The 23,538-nt window shown below is 39.6% G+C and carries 16 protein-coding genes; 13 read left to right on the top strand and 3 right to left on the bottom strand.

All coding sequences use genetic code 11. From position 1 onward, the window contains the following. Nucleotides 1–48 precede the first annotated feature (48 nt). The 4 genes from ACRD64_RS04225 to ACRD64_RS04210 all read left to right on the top strand — a co-directional run bounded on the left by ACRD64_RS04225 (nucleotide 49) and on the right by ACRD64_RS04210 (nucleotide 4,365). Entirely contained in the window at nucleotides 49–657 is a 609-nt protein-coding gene (locus ACRD64_RS04225) for a ribonuclease HII (protein WP_430931962.1), read from the top strand. A 115-nt stretch (nucleotides 658–772) separates the two neighbouring features. Further along, on the top strand, nucleotides 773–2,926 hold the full coding sequence (locus tag ACRD64_RS04220; protein WP_430931961.1) for a S46 family peptidase: 2,154 nt from the start codon (nucleotides 773–775) through the stop codon (nucleotides 2,924–2,926). Between the two features lie 200 nt (nucleotides 2,927–3,126). Continuing rightward, on the top strand, nucleotides 3,127–3,726 hold the full coding sequence (locus ACRD64_RS04215) for a MarC family protein (protein WP_430931960.1): 600 nt from the start codon (nucleotides 3,127–3,129) through the stop codon (nucleotides 3,724–3,726). Nucleotides 3,727–3,729: 3 nt separating this feature from the next. Further along, nucleotides 3,730–4,365, top strand: a complete 636-nt coding sequence (locus tag ACRD64_RS04210) for a viroplasmin family protein (RefSeq protein WP_430931959.1) — start codon at nucleotides 3,730–3,732, stop codon at nucleotides 4,363–4,365. Between the two features lie 414 nt (nucleotides 4,366–4,779). Here ACRD64_RS04210 and ACRD64_RS04205 read toward each other — a convergent pair whose 3' ends face one another. Then, nucleotides 4,780–6,678: a tetratricopeptide repeat protein gene (locus ACRD64_RS04205; RefSeq protein ID WP_430931958.1), complete on the bottom strand. Its 1,899-nt coding sequence runs from the start codon at nucleotides 6,676–6,678 to the stop codon at nucleotides 4,780–4,782. A 182-nt stretch (nucleotides 6,679–6,860) separates the two neighbouring features. Further along, nucleotides 6,861–7,073: a hypothetical protein gene (locus ACRD64_RS04200; RefSeq protein WP_430931957.1), complete on the bottom strand. Its 213-nt coding sequence runs from the start codon at nucleotides 7,071–7,073 to the stop codon at nucleotides 6,861–6,863. A gap of 192 nt (nucleotides 7,074–7,265) precedes the next feature. On the opposite strand from ACRD64_RS04200, the gene ACRD64_RS04195 reads away from it, so the two are divergent. From ACRD64_RS04195 to ACRD64_RS04180, 4 genes are all read left to right on the top strand, one after another. Then, entirely contained in the window at nucleotides 7,266–8,510 is a 1,245-nt protein-coding gene (locus ACRD64_RS04195) for a sensor histidine kinase (protein WP_430931956.1), read from the top strand. Next, the gene (locus ACRD64_RS04190; protein ID WP_430931955.1) at nucleotides 8,510–9,196 is read left to right on the top strand and encodes a response regulator transcription factor; all 687 of its coding nucleotides are present in this window, start codon (nucleotides 8,510–8,512) and stop codon (nucleotides 9,194–9,196) included. Before ACRD64_RS04195 ends, ACRD64_RS04190 begins: the two co-directional genes overlap by 1 nt. 179 nt (nucleotides 9,197–9,375) lie before the next feature. Then, nucleotides 9,376–11,688 carry a tetratricopeptide repeat protein gene (locus ACRD64_RS04185; RefSeq protein WP_430931954.1) on the top strand — a complete coding sequence of 771 codons (2,313 nt, stop codon included), beginning with the start codon at nucleotides 9,376–9,378 and terminating at the stop codon, nucleotides 11,686–11,688. Between the two features lie 402 nt (nucleotides 11,689–12,090). Continuing rightward, complete coding sequence (locus ACRD64_RS04180; RefSeq protein WP_430931953.1) at nucleotides 12,091–14,295, top strand: hypothetical protein; 2,205 nt, start codon at nucleotides 12,091–12,093, stop codon at nucleotides 14,293–14,295. Between the two features lie 59 nt (nucleotides 14,296–14,354). Here ACRD64_RS04180 and ACRD64_RS04175 read toward each other — a convergent pair whose 3' ends face one another. Further along, nucleotides 14,355–15,572, bottom strand: coding sequence for a uracil-xanthine permease family protein (locus ACRD64_RS04175; protein WP_430931952.1), 1,218 nt, complete (start codon nucleotides 15,570–15,572; stop codon nucleotides 14,355–14,357). Between the two features lie 384 nt (nucleotides 15,573–15,956). Between ACRD64_RS04175 and ACRD64_RS04170 the strand changes: the two genes are divergently transcribed. The 5 genes from ACRD64_RS04170 to ACRD64_RS04150 all read left to right on the top strand — a co-directional run bounded on the left by ACRD64_RS04170 (nucleotide 15,957) and on the right by ACRD64_RS04150 (nucleotide 23,427). Further along, the gene (locus ACRD64_RS04170) at nucleotides 15,957–18,179 is read left to right on the top strand and encodes an amino acid permease (protein ID WP_430931951.1); all 2,223 of its coding nucleotides are present in this window, start codon (nucleotides 15,957–15,959) and stop codon (nucleotides 18,177–18,179) included. A gap of 20 nt (nucleotides 18,180–18,199) precedes the next feature. Continuing rightward, complete coding sequence (locus tag ACRD64_RS04165; RefSeq protein ID WP_430931950.1) at nucleotides 18,200–19,879, top strand: hypothetical protein; 1,680 nt, start codon at nucleotides 18,200–18,202, stop codon at nucleotides 19,877–19,879. Further along, nucleotides 19,851–21,284: a glycosyltransferase gene (locus ACRD64_RS04160; RefSeq protein WP_430931949.1), complete on the top strand. Its 1,434-nt coding sequence runs from the start codon at nucleotides 19,851–19,853 to the stop codon at nucleotides 21,282–21,284. Before ACRD64_RS04165 ends, ACRD64_RS04160 begins: the two co-directional genes overlap by 29 nt. A gap of 205 nt (nucleotides 21,285–21,489) precedes the next feature. Then, nucleotides 21,490–21,966 carry a pantetheine-phosphate adenylyltransferase gene (coaD, locus tag ACRD64_RS04155; protein ID WP_430931948.1) on the top strand — a complete coding sequence of 159 codons (477 nt, stop codon included), beginning with the start codon at nucleotides 21,490–21,492 and terminating at the stop codon, nucleotides 21,964–21,966. A gap of 3 nt (nucleotides 21,967–21,969) precedes the next feature. After that, on the top strand, nucleotides 21,970–23,427 hold the full coding sequence (locus tag ACRD64_RS04150; RefSeq protein WP_430931947.1) for a TlpA family protein disulfide reductase: 1,458 nt from the start codon (nucleotides 21,970–21,972) through the stop codon (nucleotides 23,425–23,427). Nucleotides 23,428–23,538: the final 111 nt, after the last annotated feature.

The raw sequence follows: 23,538 nt of genomic DNA, 5'->3' as shown, positions 1-23,538 counted from the left end.
AGTAATACTGCATTTTTAAACCCGGATTATATACTTTAGTACTTTGTCATGAAATCAAAGCTTGAACTATTTTTACATAAAGATAAAATTGAGGCCGGGTGCGACGAGGCAGGCAGAGGCTGTTTGGCGGGGCCGGTGGTGGCTGCGGCGGTCATTCTCCCCAAAGACTTTGAGAATCCCTTACTCAACGACTCCAAACAACTTACAGAAAAACAGAGAGAAAAACTACGTCCAATCATCGAAAAAGAAGCGGTTGCCTGGGCCGTTTCCATTGTGGACAACAACGAAGTGGACGAAATAAACGTGCTCAACGCATCCATTACAGGCATGCAAAGGGCTGTTGAACAGCTGCACACCACCCCTGAGCACTTGCTCATCGATGGCAACAAATTTAAACCTTTCAAAAACATTCCGCATACCTGCATTGTTAAAGGAGATGGTAAATTTTTGCCCATTGCAGCGGCCAGTATACTGGCCAAAACACACAGAGACGAATTGATGATGAAGTTGGATAAGGCGTATCCCGGTTACCAATGGGATAAGAACAAAGGGTATCCTACCAAAGCACACAGGGCTGGAATCGTGAAGTTGGGCACAACCCCTTTTCACAGACAAACCTTTAAATTATTGGATACACAATTAAAGCTTGACTTCTAACGAAACAGATGTAATAATTATCATTGTTTCAATTATGATTTAATTATTATATTCGCCCTGCTGTGGTAAACTGCAGTATTGTCTTGTAAACTAAAATTATATTAAAATATATCGAATGAAAAAACTAACGGTTTTATTCATTGCCATTGTTATGGTTTTCGCGGGAACCGCTAAGGCAGATGAAGGGATGTGGCTTCTTCCATTAATCACGAAGCTAAACATGGACAAGATGAACGAGATGGGGCTGAAGCTTACCGCCGAAGACATCTACAGCGTAAACAATTCGAGCTTAAAAGATGCCATCGTGATTTTTGGCAGAGGCTGCACCGGGGAAATTATCTCTGATCAGGGCCTGATTTTAACCAATCACCATTGCGGGTACGGAAATATTCAGGCATTAAGTTCGGTCGAGAACAACTACCTAAAAGATGGTTTCTGGGCCAGCTCGTTTGACCAGGAACTTCCTGCAGAAGGATTATCAGTTACCTTCCTGAAAAGGATGGAGGATGTAACCGATAAAGTTTTTGAAGGGGTAGACGAGAACACCGAAACCGAAAAGCGTAGGGAATTAATGGGCAAGAATATCAGTGCCATTAAAAAAGAGGCTTCGGAAGGCAATGATTACACTATTGACGTTAAAAGCTATTTTGAAGGCAACCAATACTTTTTGATCATATCCGAAAAGTATTCCGATGTCCGCTTTGTGGGCGCTCCCCCATCATCTATCGGAAAATTCGGTTTCGACACCGACAACTGGATGTGGCCCCGCCATACAGGAGACTTTAGTATGTTTAGGGTTTATGGCGACAAAGAGGGTAAGCCTGCCGCCTATTCAAAAGACAATGTTCCTTTAAAGCCTAAGCACCACCTACCTATTTCTTTAAAAGGGGTTCAGCCTGACGATTTTGCCATGACGCTTGGATATCCCGGAAGCACAAACCGATATTTAACTTCCTGGGGCATCCAAGAAAGAATGAATATTGTCAACGATGCGCGTATTGTTCCTCGCGGATTGAAACAAGACATTTGGCAAGAGGACATGTTAGCCGACGAAAAAATTAACATTCAATATGCCTCTAAGTTCAGCCGCAGTTCAAATTACTGGAAAAACAGTATCGGTATGAACCGCGGCCTTAAAAAGTTGAATGTTGTAGCCCAGAAACAGGAAATTGAAAAAGATTTTGCCGAGTGGGTCGCTTCTTCACCTGAAAGAGCCAGGACATATGGTAATGTATTGGGTAATTTGGAAAAAGCCTACACCGGCAGGTCAGATGATTTAAAAGCCCAAAGTTATTTGGTTGAGTGTATGCTCCGAGGAACTGAAATTATTTCATTGGGCACCAAAGCACTTAAACTGGAAAAAGATTTGGAAGACGATGATCGGGAAAAAGCTATAGCAACAGCCAACGGCATTGCTGCTGACTTAGATGCTTTTTTCAAGGATTATAGCGCATCTACCGACCATAAAGTTTTTTCTGCCTTGTTAGAATTATACCATGACGAAATCAGCAAAAAATACCACCCGGGTTTTTTTAACGATGTCGTTGTAAAAAAATTCAATGGCGACTTTGAAAAGTATGGCGATTTTGTTTTTTCCAAATCGGTATTTGCCGATCAGAAAAACCTGGAGGCATTTTTGGAAGAACCAAACCTAAAAAAACTTCGGAAAGACCCGGTATTTATAGCGGCGAAATCGACTGTTGATACCTACCGCAATCTTTACGAAAAAGTTATGGCGGCAAATGCATTGGAGGCTGAAAACAACAGGTTGTTCTTAAAAGGCCTAATGGAAATGAAATCGGACAACGTATTTTATCCGGATGCAAACTTCACCATGCGATTGAGCTATGGAAAAGTAGGCAACTACGAACCACGCGATGCAGTTATTTACAAACATTATACAACACTCGCGGGAGTGATGGAAAAACATCAACCAGGAAACTTTGAATTTGAAGTGCCGGACAAGCTTATTGAATTGTACCAAAACAAAGACTACGGCCAGTATGCCCATACCGACGGAACGATGCGAGTTTGCTTTACAACGGACAACGACATCACAGGAGGAAACTCGGGCAGCCCTGTTATCAACGCCAATGGCGAATTGTTTGGTTTGGCCTTTGACGGCAACTGGGAAGCTATGAGCGGAGATATTGCTTTTGAAACAGAATTACAAAAGTGTATCAACGTAGACATTCGATATGTTCTTTTTATTGTAGACAAGTATGCCGGGGCAACCCATTTAATAAATGAAATGACACTGGTTAAATAATCCCGCTCGACAAAAATATTAAAGGGGATGTGAAGGCATCCCCTTTTTTATGTACCATTCACACCTATCAAACATGAAGTACCATGCAATAGTCTAAATTGAAAATCAACACGGCCAAATGCGGCAACAACACAAAAATGCATGGTCGGAATAACAATACTTATTTTTACCTCTAATTTAAACCTTAATAAGTACGCATTATGAATATCCAGTTTTTACAAATTGTTTCGGCATTTATCGTGCTTTTTGCCGTAATCGACATTTTGGGCTCCATCCCTTTAATTATCAACTTAGAAAAGAAAGGAAATAAAATCAATGCGTTTCAAGCTGCATCAATATCTTTAATCATTTTGTTGGCATTCTTCTTTATGGGAGAACCGTTACTCGGACTTTTTGGTGTAGATATTTCTTCTTTTGCAATTGCGGGCTCCTTTGTGCTGTTGGTAATAGCCTTTGAAATGATATTCGGTATTCATATTTTCAAGCACGATTCTCCAGTTGGAGCAAGCATCGTACCCATCGCCTTTCCATTAATTGCAGGTGCCGGTTCTTTTACCACTATACTTTCACTGAGGGCAGAATTTGATTCGATAAATATTATAATTGCGTTGGTTTTAAACATTATTATTGTATTTTTCGTTCTTAGGTCAACAGATAGGGTTGAAAAGATAATAGGAGAGGGCGGTGTGTATGTTCTTCAAAAGTTCTTTGGAATTATACTCCTGGCTATGGCCATACGATTGTTCCTTTCAAATTTTGCAAATCTGCTAACACAATTCCTTCCGGCTTTAAAAGGTTAATCAATGGCCAAAAAAAACAAATACTATGTAGTGTGGAACGGACACAGTCCGGGCATATATACCAGCTGGGTCGAATGCCAAAAAAACATCAGGGGCGTTAGTAACGTTCGCTATAAAGGCTTCCCTACTTTGGCGGAAGCCGAAGAAGCCTATGAAGAAGCTCCCGAAAAACACTGGGGCAATAAGAAAGAAGCTGATTCGGAGAAACGGTTTGCATCCATCGACGAGAATCCCGACATCATTAGCAACAGCCTTTCGGTGGATGCGGCTTGCAGCGGCAATCCCGGAATAATGGAGTATCAAGGCGTATATACCGTTTCGGGAACACAGGTATTTGTTCAGAAATTTCCGATGGGCACCAATAACATTGGCGAATTTTTGGCGATTGTTCATGGTTTGGCCTATCAGGAAAAACACCAGTTAAACATCCCGATATATACGGATTCCAAAATAGCTATGAGCTGGATCAAAGCTAAAAAGTGCCGATCCAAACTTCCCTTGAACGATAAAACACAAGAGTTGTTTGCAGTGATAAGAAGAGCTGAAGATTGGCTCAAAAGCCATAATTACTCGCAACCCATTTTAAAATGGGACACCAAAAACTGGGGAGAGATACCTGCCGATTTCGGACGTAAGTAGCACCTATTGTTTAAACCCGCAATATGCATTAGAAATTCTATTACACATTGAAATTACTTTAAAACAAGACACTTCGTTGCATCACTTCAACTCACCAGAACGATGCTCCCGAAAGTAATCGGGACAAGTTATGCCTCGTTTCAGCAACGTCTTGTTTTATGGTATTTTAAATGCTCATTACGTATCTCAAATACGACAACCCGGGTTAAACCCGCCTGAATCTTTATCCTACATAAACTCAACTTCATCAACACATTACTAGCGTCATGTATGAAATGACGGTTGAGTTGAACCTATTTTGATTTTTGCTCATGAAAAATAATCTGCGCCTAGCAGCGTTCTGTAAACGTTTTTTTAACGTAGTCAAAAGTTAAAAGAACAATATTGGGGCTGTCAGATCAGGCGTGACGGGACCTAGTTTAACACCTGAAGAGGAATCGTAAATTCAACACGCGTTCCGTTTTCACCGTATTTAATCCTGTCTTCCACCAACAATGCCACACGTGCACCTGTATGATTATTATTGATCAGCTTAAGTCTTTCTTTAGTAATTTTTAGTGCCAGCGACTTGTGTTTTTTGGAGGAAGGACTGCTGCTTTCCCTCCTTTTTGAGGATATCCCCACACCATTGTCTTCTATCATGTACGACAGATTCTTGCCTTTCTTTTTAAACTTTACCGAGATATGTCCGTCGTCTTTTTTATAAAGTTCCCCGTGTTCAAAGGAATTTTCAATAAACGGTTGTGCGAGCATAGGAGGTATCATAATCTTGGTGTTCTCCAATTCTTCATCAATCTGAATCTCATACTTCACTTTATCGCCAAAGCGTTTGTTTTGCAGGTCGATATAAAAATCCAATATCTCTCTTTCCTGCTCCAAACTAATATATTCCTCCTTTGAATAATGCAGGACCATCCGCATCAGGCTGGCAAAATCAGCTAAAAAATCAACCGCATCCATTGTTTTATTTTCAAGAATATAACATTGGATGGCCGACAAGGAGTTGAAAATAAAATGAGGATTCATTTGTGTACGAAGCACTTTTTGTTCCAGACTGAGAAGACGCTGTTTTTCCTTCATGCTCCTATCCCTGGTATAAAAAAACATAAAAATCCCACCACTTATCACCAAAAAAGAAACCCCCAACGAAATGATGGTATATAACCTGTTCCTGGCTTTTAATTCCGACACCTGGCTTTGGCTTTTCTGTAAAACATATTTGTTTTCAAGTTCCAGAATTTTTTCGAATTGTTCCAAATTAAAAATACTATCCTTGATCAGCTGATGTTGTTCAAACACACGTAGGGCGTTTTCCACATCGCCCATGCTTTTGTATGCTTCGTATAAGCTAAATAAGTTTTCCCCCCGCGTATCTAACAAGCCCACTTTTTGGTTTATCAACTCGCATTTCTGATAAATGTCAACGGCTTTTCTTCTTTGCCCCATGGCAACGTACAAATCACCCAAGCCTGTGTAAGATTGAATGAGTCCGCTTTTCTTATCCAACGTTTTAAAAATACCGATGCCTTTGTTAAAATAACCTAAAGCCTCGCCATATTCCTTAACCCTGATTTTATAGTATCCTAAATTGGTATATACCGAAGCAATTCTATCACTATCATTTAGCTCTTCGTAGGTATGTAAGGCTTTTTTGTAATAATTATAGCCCTCATCTAATTCGTCCTGAAAAATTAACGAAACACCAAGATTTAATGCCATATCTGCCATCGACTTCTTATCATCCAGCTCCTCATATAGTGCTATGGCTTGTTTGTAATAGTCGTTTTGCATTTCGTATTTGCCCCAATGCCCTACTATCAAACCCATGTTTTGCAGACTTTTTGCCATACCAAGGGTGTCGCTTATCAATTTTTCAAGCTCAAAACTTCTCTCGTAATATAAAAGCGATTTTTTATAGTTAGCCTTATACAAGTACATTAAGCCTAAGTTGCTGAAGTTGGCGGCCATTTTAACACTATCACTGTTCATTTCCAGATAGGGTTCGGCTTTCCTATAATATTTTAAAGCGAGGTTGTAATGCTCTCGGTAATATTCTGCTTCTCCTAGAATATAATACCCTAAAGCTTTGTAACGAATTTGCGACTTTTTTGATTTCGACAATATTTCCCTGGCAATGCTATCCGCTTTATCCGTTTGTGTAGAAACTATCTCTAGTGCCAACTCTTGCATTTGCTCAAGCCTATCGTCAATTACATCTTTAAAAATATGCTCAGCCCCGGGATTCTGTTTCGAGTACAAATTAAAAAAAGGTGTTGGCAACAAAACAATCAGGAGAATAATACGGAAGTGCATTGGCTTACATTTAAAACTTTACCCCGGAAAATTGGACTTAGCTATGTTGGGGTAACCCACTATTGTATTCACCTTACTGCAATATGGTGAATAAAGCAGGTTAAAAGTAAGCCAATTAAATGAATAAAAAAAAGGCCGTTCAAACTTTTTGAACGGCCTTTTTCAATATTAAATAATGTCTTTTATTTTTTCTTACTGCATTCTTTTTTGCATTCAGCTTTCTTTTCACCGCTACACTCTTTTTCAGCACAGCATTCTTTTTTGCAGTCTTCGCCACATTTTTTAACTTTTTTCTCCGTTTTTTGCGGCTCTTGGATAGTATCGGTTGCCATTACAGGAGAAGCGATGGCCAACATAAACATAAAAAGAAACGATACAGCAACTGTCTTTTTCATAACGATAAATTTTGTATTATTAATAATTGATTTTGTTGTCATTGCAAATATTCAATGATTCATTCGCAATATATGTTATTTACTTGTTATAGCATGTTAACGAAACGTTAATAAAGTACGCCATTGCTTTTTTATTGATAAATTTGCCTAATATTTTGAAGCCCGGGGGAATATTTTTATTTTTAAATGATTATGGCAAAAAAAATTGACAAGCAATCGCTTTTGGCGGGAATTACCTTTGGTACCCTAATTTGCCTAATGGCAATTCAATTTCTTTTTTTGGCCAGATCGGCCAAATTAGAGGAGAAGCATTTTAACCACAGGGTTGTACTTGCCTTGAGTGAGGCCAGAAACGAAATTGCCCGTGAAGCCAACGCTTGCAATCACATGCGCAACTATGTCTGTGGTAATCATTGCCCCAGCGATCTTCAATCTATCAATTTTCAGAAAGCTGACAGCATTATTAGCTCCAATCTTGCCATACACAAAATTGAACTGGACTATACCTTTGAATTTATTAACGAAGAAAAAGGTGAGGAGAAACAACTTTGCGTTACCTGTTACGAACAGTCGTTAAATGGATTGTTGGCTCAAAGCGGCATCAAACTGCTTATTCAGTTTCCGGAGCACAAGCAGTTTTTATTGGCACAAGTTGGTATACTGTTCTATATATCCATGGGGGCCATCGTTTTTGTAATGATATCCTTCATCTTTACCTCCAGGTTATTCCGTAAGAAAAAACACATCCTTACCAACACCAAGGATTTCATCGACAATATGGTTCATGAATTCCAAACACCTATTGCCAATATAAAACTAGCCTCCAATCTTATTCAAAAAAACGCCGGCAACGGAATAAGCAGCGAAAAGGTAACCAACTATACGTCTCTAATTCAAATCGAAAACAATAAAATAGAGAATCATGTGAAAGACATTCTTAGTGTTGCCGCTATGACAACCTGCAAAACACAATTGACCAATGTTGACATGCACAAAGTAATTTACAGGAATGTAAAATCATATAAAGACTCGCTGAATGAATTAGGTGGCAGCTTTGAACTGAATCTGGGGGCAAACCATTATTTTGTAAAGGGCGAGGAACAATACCTTAACCATGCCATCAGCAACCTAATAGACAATGCTTTAAAGTACACTCCAACCCATCCTAAAATTAAAATAAGCACCTACAACAAGAATAATAAATTTTATTTTTCTATTACAGACAATGGAATTGGCATTGCTCCCAAAGATTATCAAAGTATATTTGAAAAATATTACCGGGTCACCAATGGAAACATTCACGACACCAAAGGTTTTGGGCTAGGGTTAGATTTCGTTAAAACTGTTGTAGAAAACCATAAAGGCAGTATAAGCATTAGTAGTAAACTGAATACAGGGAGTACATTTACATTGGCATTTAAATATATTAAGGATTAATGAGTTCAAAAACTAAAATATTACTGGTGGAAGATGACACCACTATGGGGTTTCTGCTTGTGGACTTTTTGGAATCGAATGGTTTTGATGTTAAATTATACAATGACGGGCTACAAGGTATCAATGCCTTTAATCAGTCTTCTTACGAATTTTGCATATTGGATGTTATGCTTCCCGGACTTGACGGATTCTCCTTAGCGAAGCGCATCCGCGAGAAAAACAAAAGCGTACCCATTGTATTTTTAACGGCCAAAACCCTTAAGCAAGACAAGCTACAAGGGTTTAATATAGGAGTTGACGATTATATTGTTAAACCATTTGATGAGGACGAATTACTATGCCGGATTAAAGCCATCTTAAGCAGATGTTCGCCCAATACCGAAGATATTAAAACTTTTAAGATTGGGGAATACGTTTTCGACCCACAAAATTTATTGCTGACCTATGATTCAGAACAAAAACGATTAACGCAAAAAGAAAATGAAGTGTTAAAAATGCTAGCTTCTTCAAAAAATTCAGTGGTTAAGCGGAATGATATTTTACTTTCCCTTTGGGGTGATAACGATTACTTTAACAGCAGAAGTCTGGATGTTTTTATCGCCAAACTAAGAAAATACCTAAAACGAGACGAGCATATTGCAATTGAAAACGTACCCACGGTTGGTTACGTGCTGAAAGACATATAAATCTCCTTATCAACTGTACTACATATTATTACATCAGCAAAAACGTTGAATTCACTGAAATAAAACAAACATTTTCGTGAAAATATAGTATACTCGCATATGGTAACATACCGAACCATAATTTAAATCCACCTATATTTAAGTTATTAATTTAATTACCAACTGCTTAAATCTATTCAATGAACAAGACAATTTTAAAGGCTCTTTTCTCATTACTATATATAATTGTTAGTTACTTTGCCTTAACCGGCCAAAACCTTCCGGAACAAAGAAGTTCAAAAAATAAAAAGTTATTTAAAAAGGCTATGGCGTTGACTTATCAAGACAACTACAAGCAAGCTATTGAGCTCTTCAAACTCGTTGTAAAAGATAACCCGAAAGACCTGGACGCATTGTTCAACATGGGGCTTTCATATCTGAACACATCCAACGGCGCTGATACTGCCATTATTTGTTTTAACCAAGGATTAAATGCCCTTAACCAAGATGAAAAAGAAGGCTATTTAGGAACCGAATTTGGACTTTCATTGGGTAAGGCATACCAGGTATCTCTGCAACCTTTAAAGGCCGTATCCATATACGAGGAGGTCTTAAAAAATACCCCCACAGAGGATACCGCTCTTATTCAGCAAATTGAAAGAGAGATTCAGGTATGTCACCATGCCGATTTCTTAATCAAAAACCCGATTAACCTAACCGTTAAAAACATGGGCAGCCGTGTAAACTCTATGTACGACGATCACAGTCCGTTGATCGCAGTGAGCGAAAATCAATTATTTTTCACTTCCCGCAGAAACTGGATCAAGCTCAGCCTTCTTTCTGATGGCCAGTACGCCGAGAAAATATATACCGTACCTTTACTGGCCAACAACTATGAATCTGCCCGACTGCTAAAAGTATTTTTTAAACAAAATGAACACGAAGCAGCGGCATCTTTGTCTCCTGATGGGAACCAACTGGTTTTGTTCCGAAATGACGAACATGGCAAAAGCCTTTATCTAAGTGACTATAGCAACAATAGCTGGTCTAGCCCCGTAAAACTGCCCTTCCCCATCAACAGTTATTCCGAGGAAACACACGGCTGCATATCGGCCGATAAAAGCACCTTCTTTTTTACAAGTGACAGAGAAGGCGGTTTTGGAGGACTTGACATTTATATGGTAAAAAAACTGCCTGATGGAAAATGGGGACACCCCAGAAACCTGGGCTCAAATATCAACACCGAATTCGATGAGGAAACACCTATGATCCATTACGATGGCAAAACACTCTATTTTTCGTCGGAAGGACATAACACCATGGGCAGGCTCGACGTGTTTTACAGTCAGATGGCACCTGATTCCTCATGGGCCTTTCCGGTTAACATGGGGTACCCTATTAACACACCTGGCGACGACTTTTTCTTTGTTCCTACTATTAATAAAAGTCATGCATATTACGCGTCAGCCAAATTTGATGATACTTATGGCGGATCCGACATATATAAGGTCGAATTCGACGCAGAATCCAATACCGAACTGGCCGTAATCGAAGGAGAAATAGACCCTAATTTCGGTAGTGACTTCAGCAAAATGCGCATATTGGTTACCCGAACCAACGATAACAGTTTGGTCGGTGATTATCGTCCGAATCCTAAGGATGGGAAATATATGATGTTCCTGGAGAACGGCTACGAATACCAGGTGAGACAATTACATATCGAAAACAAAGAAAAGATTTCGTATGTGAATGTCACCAGCAACATGAACTATTTAGAAACCAAAATGCCCGTCACTTTTAAAGATGTGGCCATGGATGTTCCTTTGATAAACACACCCAAAATTACTTCGATAAGCACCCGGAATAAATGGCCCATTGTCGAGAATGAAACCAAACAAAAGATTGAGACCAAGCACAAAATATTCGTGAATTTGCCGCAAAAAACAAATCTTGCTGACTTGCACAAAGAGGCAACCGAGCATATTGTTAAAAAATCCGACACTTTGCTCAGAAGCATAAAATACTTTTCCCCCAACGATTTTGTGTCTATCTCCTTCTTGCCTGAAGAGTGCGGAATTTTAGAAAAAATAAGCAACCAATCAGATAAGAAAAACATCGAGTTAAATTTGCGGGCAATGGGTGTGGATACCATTAACCATCCCAATATATATGCCGACAAAAAAAATTATTACTCTAAAAAACAACTCAAGCTATATAAAAATTCACGACGGGTTGAAATTGAAATTGTGGAGTTCCCGGAAATGTATAAATTAAGTATTTCTGGTTATACCGATGCAGGAAATACCAGATTAATGAATTTACCAGTGGAGCTAAGGCATCAAATTGCTAAAATAGGAAACAAAGAACAGTCGCTAAATCCTGCACTTAGTGCATTAAGAGTCAAATATGCATTCGAGGAAATAATAAAACTGATTAATTATGGTGTTGAAAATACTGAAATCAATATTATTCCGCTGGGAGTTTCTTATGAATTGAAGATGTTTGAGAAGTAATGATTACTTGTACAGCAGAAGATGAGATGTTCATATTGAAATAAGAATATATCCGAAGAAGACAACCACAGCATATCTGCTGTTGTGTGTGCGTGTGTGTTGAAAGATAAATAATGACGAAACATTTATCCTAACAACTCGTATCAATAACATTATCAATACGAAAACCACAATACTCATTACATTTTTTTCATGAGTTTTGAATGTCATTCCATTTTTTGGACAGACAGTATACTGCTGAATATATGCCAATTACCAATATCCAGTGTTTTTTATTAGTACTTTTTATTTTTTGAAACCTTTAAATTTGGCCAACATTCCCCTTCAAGGTATATGTGCATTTATAAACGTCGTATTTTTACATTACATTGCACTTAATACCAATTGCTTAAATCATATCTAATGAAGAAGACAATCCTAAAATTGCTTTTGTCTTTACCGTGCATCTTATTGTTGACAAATGCCTTACACGCGCAATCTTCAAGCCAATCGAGAAGCAACCGAAATACCAAGCTGTTTAAAAATGCAATGTCCTTGGCAGCTCAAGACAATTACAAGGAGGCCATCGAAGTTTTCAAAATAATTGTAAAAGATGACCCAAAAGATTTGGATGCGTTATTTAACATGGGCCTATCGTATTTGAACACTTCTAACGGTGCCGACACAGCTGTAATTTGCTTCAACAAAGGTATCGACATGCTCACCGAAGAGGAAAAGGAAGGTTATTTGGGAACCGAGCTGGGGCTTTCATTAGGAAAAGCATACCAGGTATTGCTAAAACCGTTACAAGCAGTTTCGATTTACGAAGAACTAATTGAAAACATCGACCCAAAAGACAGCGCTTTTATCGAAGAAGTAGAAAGAGAGATTCAAATATGTCATCACGCCGATTTCTTTATTAAAAATCCAATTCAGCTTACCGTTAAAAACATGGGCAGCAATGTAAACTCCATGTACGACGATCACAGTCCGCTAATAACGGTTAGCGAAAGCCTATTGTTTTTTACTTCCCGTAGAAACTGGATTAAGCAGAGCCTCCTTTCCGACGGCCAGTATGCCGAAAAAATTTACACCGTTCCACTGGCCTCTAACAACTGGGAATCAGCCCGTCTGCTCAAGACATTCTTTAAACAAAACGAACACGAAGCTGCGGCATCACTATCCCCGGATGGCAATCAGATGGTTTTATTCAGAAACGATCAACACGGAAAAAGCCTTTACATCAGTAACTACAATGGAAAAGACTGGTCGGTACCAGAGAAGCTGCCCTTCCCTATCAACAGTTATTCCGAAGAAACACACGGCTCCATTTCCGCGGATAAAAGCACTTTCTTTTTTACAAGCGACAGAGAAGGTGGCTTTGGTGGATTGGACATATATATGGTAAAAAAGCTACCAAATGGAAATTGGGGCACACCAAGAAATTTAGGCCCTGATATTAATACCGAGTTTGATGAGGAAACCCCGATGATTCACTACGATGGAAAAACCCTGTACTTTTCGTCCGAAGGACATAACACCATGGGCAGGTTAGATGTGTTTTACAGTCAGATGAATGAAGATTCGACCTGGGTATTACCTGTAAATATGGGCTATCCAATTAACACTCCTGACGACGACTTCTTTTTTGTTCCAACCATCAATAAAAGCCATGCGTATTACGCCTCTTCAAAATTTGCCGATAACTACGGAGGTTCAGACATTTACCGCGTTGAATTCGATGCCGCTTCGGACGCTGAACTTGCTGTCATCGAAGGCGAGGTCGATAGCATATTGGGGAAAGAATATTCGAGAATGCGCGTATTGGTGACCAGAACAACAGATAATCAACTGGTGGGGGATTACAGACCGGGCCCCGGCAATGGCAAATATATGATGTTCCTTGAGAATGGCCATGAATATCAGGTAAAGCAACTAAACATAGAAGACAAGGAAAAAGTTTCCTATATAAATGTAACCAGCAACATGAACTATGTGAAAACAAAAATGCCTGTCAGTTTTACGGATATTGCCATGGACGCCCCACTGATTAAGACCATAAAAACAGTTCTTGACAATGCACGAAACGCTATAGATCAAAAACTAGAAAAAGATAGCGAATTAACAGCTTCAAACAGCAATGTACCTGCCAGTACCAACGCCACAATTACCGGGCAAGAAACAGGGCCAAAGCCTGTTAAGAAAACCGCTTTGGCAACAACCGACAAAGTTGATAAACAAAGCCCTAACAAAAAAGGTGTATCTTCTCACCCCGAAAACATTAAAGCCGATAAAGAACATGTTTACGGCAACGCAAACCATGCTAAAAATTCAATCCGGATTAAACGCTATACCCTGCAGCTCATGGCGCTTAAAAGAGGACCTCTCCCCGATCTTAACTATTTTAAGAAAAGAAGTATTGAAAACGTGAAAGTATATTATTGCAATGATGGATTTACCAGATACACATTTGGTGAATTCAACAGCTACAAGGCCTGTCTGGAGTTGAAAAACGAGATGTTAAAATATAATCAAATTGATGATATTTGGATAAGGCCAACCAAGGATTTTGAAACACTAACAGATAAAAACAACCCCCTCTTTACTACACAAAAGAAGGGGCTATAGGCTATAATATTAATCCAAGCGTGATTATCTGGAAAGGCAGACTTCTACCATTATATCATTTAGTTTTCCTCTCCCTGCAAATGAACCCCTCTGGATTTTCCCGGCAATATCAAATTAAGCAACACCCCCACAACCGATGCCAATCCAATACCGGCCAGCGAAAACCCGCCAAAATCAATGGTTGCACCACCAATTCCTACTGTAAGTATTACCGAAACAATTACCATATTACGCGTCTTATGGAAATCCGCTTTTGATTCGATCAAGGTTTTAACACCTACACTCGCGATCATACCAAACAACAACAGCATAATACCACCCAACACCTCCGAGGGGATGGACTTTAAGATTCCACTCACCTTACCTACCAACGAAAACACGATGGCGGTTACAGCTGATATCCGCAGAACCCGCGGATCCGTGACTTTAGTAAGCTCAATCGCCCCTGTAACCTCTGAGTAAGTTGTATTTGGAACACTCCCGATTAAACCTGCAAAACCTGTAGCAATGCCATCACCTAACATAGTTCTATTTAGGCCCGGATCGTCCATAAAGTCTTTTTCCGCTACTGCCCCAATGGCATAGATATCGCCAACATGCTCAATTAAGGGGGCAATGGCAACAGGAATCATATACAAAACAGCTTCCCAACTGAAAGAAGGCAAGGTAAAATTAGGTAGCGAGAACCAAGCCGATTCCTGGATGGGCGTAAAATCTACTTTCCCCATCGCCAGTGACAACAAGTACCCAACAACAATTCCTATAAAAACCGGAATAAGCTTAATAATTCCTTTAAAATAAACTACTGCAATAATTGCCGACAACAGTGACACGCCCGCGATTATCCAGTTTCCCTTAGACATGTTGACACCCACCGGAGCTAACGACAGGCCGATAACCATAATAACCGGCCCTACCACAACCGACGGGAATATTTTTTTAATAAAATTAACCCCTCTAATTTTTACCAGAACGGAAACCACTGAATAAACAACACCTACCGCAACTATCCCAGATAGCGTACCTGCCCAACCAAATTTCTCGGTAGCAGCGGTAATTGGGGCTATAAAAGCAAAGCTACTTCCCAAAAACACAGGCACCTTGCCTTTCGTTATTAAATGAAAAATTAAAGTTCCCACACCAGCCGAAAAAAGAGCAATGGATGGATTTATTCCTACTAACAACGGAACCAAAACAGTTGCGCCAAAGGCAACAAAAAGAAATTGCACACCCAACAATATTTGCTTAGGTTGCGATAAGTGATTTTGTGAATGCATAAATTACAATTTGGAAATTTGTGCGAAAGTATAAAAAAATAATAAACGCTCGCGACCATGGAAAGTTAATAGTTTTATTTTTACCCCATTAAAAAAGCCGGAAAGACACCCCTGACTTTCCGGCTTCCTCAAAGATTTCTGTGTAATCTAAACCTATTTAGAGTGCCCCTAAGATAATAATTTTAAGGCTCGTTGTCAATTATAAAGACCGAAAAAAATATGACTTTTAACCATAATTTATTCTCAAATCAGTTACATTCAGACCAACAAAATCCAATACCCATAAATATTCAGCTCATCGCCACAACTAAATTTTAATTATTTTAGAATAACGGCTTCATTATATATTTTTTCCTATTTTTGAGAATATCAAACTAAACATATATGCAAAAAACTTTGACAAACCCCAATGCATCGTTTGGATCCATGCCTGTTTTTATGACAGCTATTTCAACTATACTTGGGGCCATCCTATTTTTACGTTTTGGTTGGGCCGTCGGCAACGTTGGTTTTCTTGGCGTAATTACCATAGTAATTGTTGGCCATCTGGTTACCATACCCACAGCACTGGCGGTGGCTGAAATTGCCACCAATCAAAAGGTACAGGGTGGAGGTGCCTATTATATCATATCCCGATCGTTCGGTCTTAATATTGGAGGAGCCATAGGCATCGCACTTTATTTGTCGCAGGCTATTAGCGTTGCTTTTTATATCATTGCTTTTGGCGAAGCATTTGACGCAGTTTTACCTTACATTTCCATCAACATGGCTCCGGAAGTGTTCAAAAAGATGGTGACGCTTCTTATGATGGCCATATTAAGTGTGGTGGTTTTGATTAGGGGTGCTAACATAGGCATGAAAGCCCTATATGTAGTTGTTGGCATGCTATTTCTTTCCATCATTTTCTTTTTCATGGGTTCACCCACCAACGAAAACCACACCTTCCTTATTAACACCACCGCAACCGATGCAAAACCGTTCTTTTACGTTTTCACAATTATTTTTCCGGCATTTACCGGTATTGCGGCAGGCTTGGGCTTATCCGGCGATCTTAAAGATCCCAAAACCTCTATCCCCAGAGGTACATTATGGGCTACTTTAATTGGAATGATCATCTACATCGCTATTGCTTACAAACTGACTATCTCTGCTACTCCTGAAGAGCTGGCTGCGGATCAACTTATTATGCAACGCATTGCCATCTGGGGACCGATTATCCCTATTGGATTAGCAGCTGCGACTTTATCATCGGCTATTGGCTCTATACTGGTCGCACCCCGCACGTTGCAGGCCATCGGTTTCGACGATATCCTGCCTTACCCACACCTAAACAAATGGTTGGCAAAAGGGAAGGAAAAAGACAATGACCCGGTAAACGGTACCATAGTCACCATCATTATTGCATTTTTCTTTGTTGGCATTGGCGATGTTAACTTCGTGGCACAAATTATCTCCATGTTTTTTATGGTAACCTATGGTGTTATTTGCCTCATCAGTTTTCTGGAACATTTTGCCGCAGACCCTTCCTATCGACCAACTTTTAAGCACAATAGATGGTATTATTCCCTGGCAGGTGCCCTATTTTCGTTTTGGTTAATGTTTCAGATGGAGTGGACGTATTCTTTATTCTCGCTTAGTATCATGGTCGTTATCTATTTGATAATAAGCAAATACCGCCCAGAACGACGTGGTTTGGAAAAATTATTCAAAGGGGTAGCCTTTCAATTAAGCCGGCAAATTCAAATCTTTGTTCAGCAGGCCAACAAAGATGAGCAGGAATATAATTGGAGGCCTTTCGCCGTATGTGTCAGTGCCGATTCTTTCGCAAGACAATCCGCTTTTGACCTCCTGGGTTGGATATCGCATAAATATGGTTTTGGAACGTATATTCATTACATCCAGGGATTGCTTAATTACCAGACTAACCTTGAATCGAAAAAAACCCTGGAACGACTTATCACGAGGGCTAAGGGCAGTAATACGAGAGTGTACATCGATACGATTATCAGTCCTTCCTATACCAGCGCCATTGCCCAGGTAATACAGCTTTCCGGCATTTCTGGCAAAGGAAGCAACCTCATTCTTTTCGAGTTCCCGAGCGACAACCCGGAACCGCTTAAAAACGCCCTGAACAATTACGCTTTGTTCAACTCCTGTAATATGGACGTTTGCTTTCTGAACACATCGTTAAAAGGATTTGGTTATAAAAAGGAAATACATGTATGGATAGGCAGGCACGACTTCTACAATGCCAACCTAATGATTCTACTGGCCTATATTATTCTCGGGCATCCAGAATGGAACAAAGGTTTTATTAAGATATATTCCCTGGCTCCATCCAAAGATTTCGATGGTGAAAAGAAAAAATGGCTCGACCTCATCAAATCAGGAAGGCTTCCTATAGCACCAGGCAACGTTCAGATGATACCTTTTAACGAAGGGGCAAACAAAGAGAACATCGTGCGAAAACAAAGTCACGATGCCGACCTTACCATCATAGGGTTCTCGCCGGAAGACATTCAAAATGGAACCGAGAGATTTACACAGTATGATGGTATGGGTAATATCTTATTTGTGAATGCTTATCGTAAAAGAGAATTAGAATAACCAGTCACTCTTTATTATCTATGCAAGAAAAACATAGCACATTCGCGCTTAAAACCGAGAACTGGCTGAGCAGCAAATCCAATCTCCTTTTTTATGTATTGTTGGGTGCGTATACTCTTTTCAGCTTATTGTACTTCAATGTCAAACCCAGCATTGCCGGAGATGACTCATCCTATATCATACGGGCCATCAACTTTATTGAAACAAATAAATTTCCGACCTACCAAGGCCCGGCCTACCCGCTGTTTCTATCCTTAATAATTTGGATAGCCGGCATGAACCTGATTATTCTAAAGCTAACATCAACAGCTTTTATGATCGGTTTCATTTTTATCTTTTACAGAAGTTTTAGAGGCAAGGTATCTTATATATCTTTGTTTTATACAATGGCCATTCTGAGCACAAGCCATCACTTCTTGTTTTTTGCGAGCCAGACCTATTCCGAAGCCTTCTTTATAGTGCTTCAGGCCATCCTTTTCTATTTTGTGTTTAAGGGAATGTCGAGCCGTCCCAATATCTGGATTCCTGACAAAATAGAAATAACTTTTTTGGTTTGCATCTCGCTACTCTGCGTAGCTTTATTTTTAACCAGAACCGTAGGGTTTGGGGCAATAGTTGCCATTGTTGTTTTTTATCTGCTTCAAAAACAATTTGCCAGAGTTTTGTATTTAAGTATTTTTTTTGCCGGGATACTCTTTCTTTTTTACAACGGCAGATACGCGGGTTGGGGTATCCCTGTGAAATCGGGTGAACAATCCTCGCAACTGCTGCAAAAAAACCCTTATGATAAAACGGAAGGCAGAGAAGATTTCAAAGGGTTTTTAACACGGTATAAGGACAACTCGAACTTATACCTCTCGAAGCATTTAATGCGTATTGCCGGGTTTAGATCCGAAGGCAATAGAAACATTTCGCCTATTCTTACCATAACCCTATATCTTATTTTTTTAATTGGCCTTGTCTATTTTGCCCGAAAAAATAAAGCATTGTTTTTCACATCCATTTACCTGGCTATTATGCTGGGGATTACATTTTTCTCTTTGCAAAAAACATGGGATCAATATCGATTGATAATCCCTTTTGTGCCCCTTGCATTGCTGGTTCTTTCTGAAAGTTTGATTTCACCCGGCAAAGACAAAAAACTGTTTTTTATCGACAATTTAGTTTTGGCGGCATTCCTTGTTTCGGCAGGGCTTACCTTTAACAACGGCACTAAAACAATTGATATTACAACGTTGTCTAAAAACTTAAATGGCGACAAGCTATATGGCTATACTCCTGACTGGGTCAATTATTTAAAGATGGCCGAATACTGCCACAATGAGCTTGATGAAAAAATGTTTGTGGCGTGCAGAAAGCCCAACATGGCCCGCATTTATGGCAAAGGAAAGAAGTTCCACGGCATTTACCGCATCCCTTCAAAAAATGCCGACGAACTGGTTCAATACCTTAAAGAACGAGACATTAGTCATGTGATGATGGCAAGCCTGAGGAAAAATCCGCAAAGATACACCGGGCAATCCATTAATACCATTCAGCGATTCTTGGCAGTCATCGTTAATCAATACCCTAATTCTCTAGAGGTCGTTAAGAAATTTGGCAGCCAAGAGCCTACCTATCTATTTAAAATAAATTATGCGGCCACCGAGCCCGACAAAACCATCATAAAAAATGACACCATACAGCAATCGGGAAATTAAAGAATATTGGGACAACTTTTCGGAAAAGTGGATCAAATACCGCCGAAGAAGGTCATATTACTGGAACTCCATTTCAAAATACTGTAGTTATTTCATTCATCCCGATTGTTCCATATTAGAGGTAGGGTGCGGCCAAGGCGATCTTTTGGATTCCATAAATGGGAAAGAAAAGACAGGCATCGATTTTTCGCCTAAAATGATTGAAATAGCTCGTAGGAGGTTTCCTCACATCCATTTTCATGAGATGGCTGCCGAGGACATTAAACTGCATAAAAAATACGACGTTATTATCCTTTCAAATATTATCGGGGTGCTGCCCGATGTAGAATCGGTATTTTTGCAACTGGCTAAAGTATCGCACGAAAAAACCCGAATAATCGTAACCTATTACAACCGGATGTGGGAACCATTTATCCGTTTTGCCGAAACCATTGGCGTTAAGCGAAAATCCCCGCGACAGAACTGGCTCTCTTCCTCTGATATACAAAACCTGCTTTACCTTTCGGGTTTTGAAACTTACAAAGAAAACAGGAGCATGTTTCTACCGTACCATATTCCTGTTCTGTCTCCTTTCTTCAACCGTTTTCTCAGTCGTTTGCCCTTACTCAACCGAATGGGTCTAAACCAATTCGTTTTTGCACGGCCAACTCCCCCATCAATCTCCCTTAATGAATTAGATAACAGATATAGTACAACAGTGGTTATTCCTGCCAGAAATGAAACACGGAACATTGAAGATGCCATCGTACGAATACCCATGTTCGGAAAGGAAGTTGAAATTATTTTTGTGGAGGGTAACTCCACCGACGACACATGGCACGCCATCCAAAAGGCGCATGAGAAATATAAATCATCCCACAACATCAAGATAATGCAGCAGGATGGGAAAGGTAAAGGGGATGCTGTTCGGAAAGGCTTTGCCGCTGCTACCGGAGATATCCTGATGATATTGGATGCCGACCTAACCGTACCACCTGAAGATTTGCCCAAGTTTTACAACGCTATCACCTCCGGTAAAGGAGAGTTTATTAATGGGGTCCGTCTGGTTTACCCCATGGAAAAAAATGCCATGCGCCCGTTAAACACCATCGGCAATCATTTCTTTAGCAAATTCTTTTCCTATATTTTGGAACGGCCTATTAAAGATACGCTGTGCGGGACTAAAGTAATGTTTAGGTCCGATTATGAAAAGCTGGCGGCCAACAGGAAATTTTTTGGGGAATTTGATCCCTTCGGAGATTTCGACCTTTTATTCGGAGCTTATAAACTGAATCTGAAAATAATAGATCTGCCCATAAGGTATCGCGAAAGAAAATACGGCGATACCAACATTAGCCGTTTTAAACACGGGGTTATCCTGTTGCGGATGGCTGCTTTTGCCACATTTAAAATTAAGTTTTGGTAATAGTTCTTTGTGGAGTAAAGGTATTTTTACAACTTTACGCTCGTTGAAAGATGGCATAGCTATTGAATTCCCTCGGTTAAAACGAGTAAAAGTAAACGAACCTATTGAACTCAAAGATCAACGGAACCGTTGTTTCTTTGCACTATACTGGTGAGTTACCCCAATGTTATAGAGGTAAGGAAATGGAATATTATAATTTATACCCATGAAACGCATAGCAATTTTCCCAGGTTCGTTTGATCCCTTTACAATTGGTCACGAAAATATTGTACAAAGGGCCGTTGACCTTTTTGATGAAATAATTATTGGCCTTGGCTATAACGCCCAAAAACGGGATTTTTATCCTGTGGATACCCGTATTGAGTGGGTGAAATACCTGTTTAACGACTTGCCTAATGTTAAAGTATCCAAGTATCAGGGACTTACCGTGGATTTTGCTAAAACCGTTAATGCCGGTTATATCCTTAGAGGGATACGTACCGCTGCCGACTTTGAATACGAAAGAGCGATTGCGCAAGTCAACAAAGCGATGACCGGAATAGAGTCCGTATTTTTATTAACAACACCGGAACACACACCGGTCAACTCATCTATCGTCAGGGACATTATAAGCCACAACGGGGATGCCAGCCAGTTTATTCCCGAGAAGATTAGACAAAAAATGGCCGAATACAACAGATAAACGATGCGAGGGATTTGGATAGTCATATTATTTGTCAGTTGGGGAATTACCAACGCGCAAAGCGACCAGGTCACTTTGCGAGGCAATGCACCCGGCTATTCCAATATGCGATTGACTATTGAACGACAAAGCAATTACATAACCCGCAGTTTTGAAGACTTAAAAACCTTTTCCGTTGATCCCCAAGGAAACTTTAGCACCACTTTTCCCGTTGACGAAATAACCAAGATATATATTAATTTAGGTGTATTAAGGAGCCACCTATATGTAGAACCTGGCAGAACATACGTCGTAACCCTACCCTTATACAGGCCAATAAAACCGGAAGACAAACTAAATCCTTTTTTCAATCCGGAATCTGTAGTTTTGGGGGTGCAAAATTCTTCACCCGACGAAATAAACCGCAGAACTGCTACATTTGAAGAAAAATACAACTCCCTGTTTAACAAAAACATCAAACGCATTGTTTTAACGGGAAATAAAAAAGAATTGTTTAAAATAAAAAACGAAACCGATGTTGAATTTCCTGCAGAAAATGGAAGTTGGTTTTATTATTACAAACATTTTAAATACCAAAACCTGTACGAATATGTTTATTCCAGTAAACCCCGAAGTGCCATTTATAAAGGATTTTCTACAATACCTGTTTTATATTATTTAGATACGTATTGGGCATCCTTTAACCGTCAGTTTAATAATTTTTTCCATTATTACCTTTCCTCGAAAGAAGGTCTAAGTTTTAAAAATACATGGAACAAATCCGAATCCTTTAAATTAATTACGCTATCGCTTTCCGAGGACACGCTTTTCAAAAACAGGGAACTGGCCGAATTGATCGTGCTAAAAAACTTATATACAGGTTACTATTCCAATGCCTATTCCAAACTTAAAATCACCAACATTGTGAAGAGTGCAAAAGACAGTTGTGCCAATGATCAAAACAACAAAATTGCATCCGATATATTAGACAAAATCACCAAATTAAATGTTGGCAAGGCTCCTCCCGAGTTTGAACTTCAAAATCTATCAGGATCAAAGACCATGGTGCTTCAGGACTACGAAGGGAAATTTGTCTACCTTAATTTTGCCAACACCAAAAACTATGCCTGCAAGAAAGATTTTCAGGTATTGGAGATGATGGCACAGACCTATAAGAAGGATATGGAAATAGTGACCATACTAACCGACGAAGATCCTGATGAGGCTATGGCCTATGTTAAGAATAACAAGTTCAGTTGGCAATTCCTTCATTTTGGACAAAACGCCAAGGTACTCCTGGATTATAATATCAAAGTGTTACCTACCTATTACTTAATAAATCCGGAAGGTAATATGGTGCTTTCTCCCGCCCCTGCTCCGGAAGAGAATTTTGCGCAAGTTTTTTCCGAAATCTACAATAACTTTCGCAGGAAACAGCTACGTAAAAACAAACCCCAAAAGAGGACTATCTACGACCTATAATTTGGTGTTAGGATAAATTCATAAGCACCCTCGCTGCTGTCCCACAGCCAGAATGGGTCGAAATTTTGACGAAAGCTCCATATCGATGGATTAACAAACCTATCCGTGAGA

Origin of the sequence: Saccharicrinis sp. 156, assembly GCF_050589685.1 — a bacterium.
Lineage (GTDB): Bacteria > Bacteroidota > Bacteroidia > Bacteroidales > Marinilabiliaceae > Saccharicrinis.
Note: the sequence above shows the minus strand (reverse complement) of the source record. Positions and strands in the feature narration are given on the sequence as shown.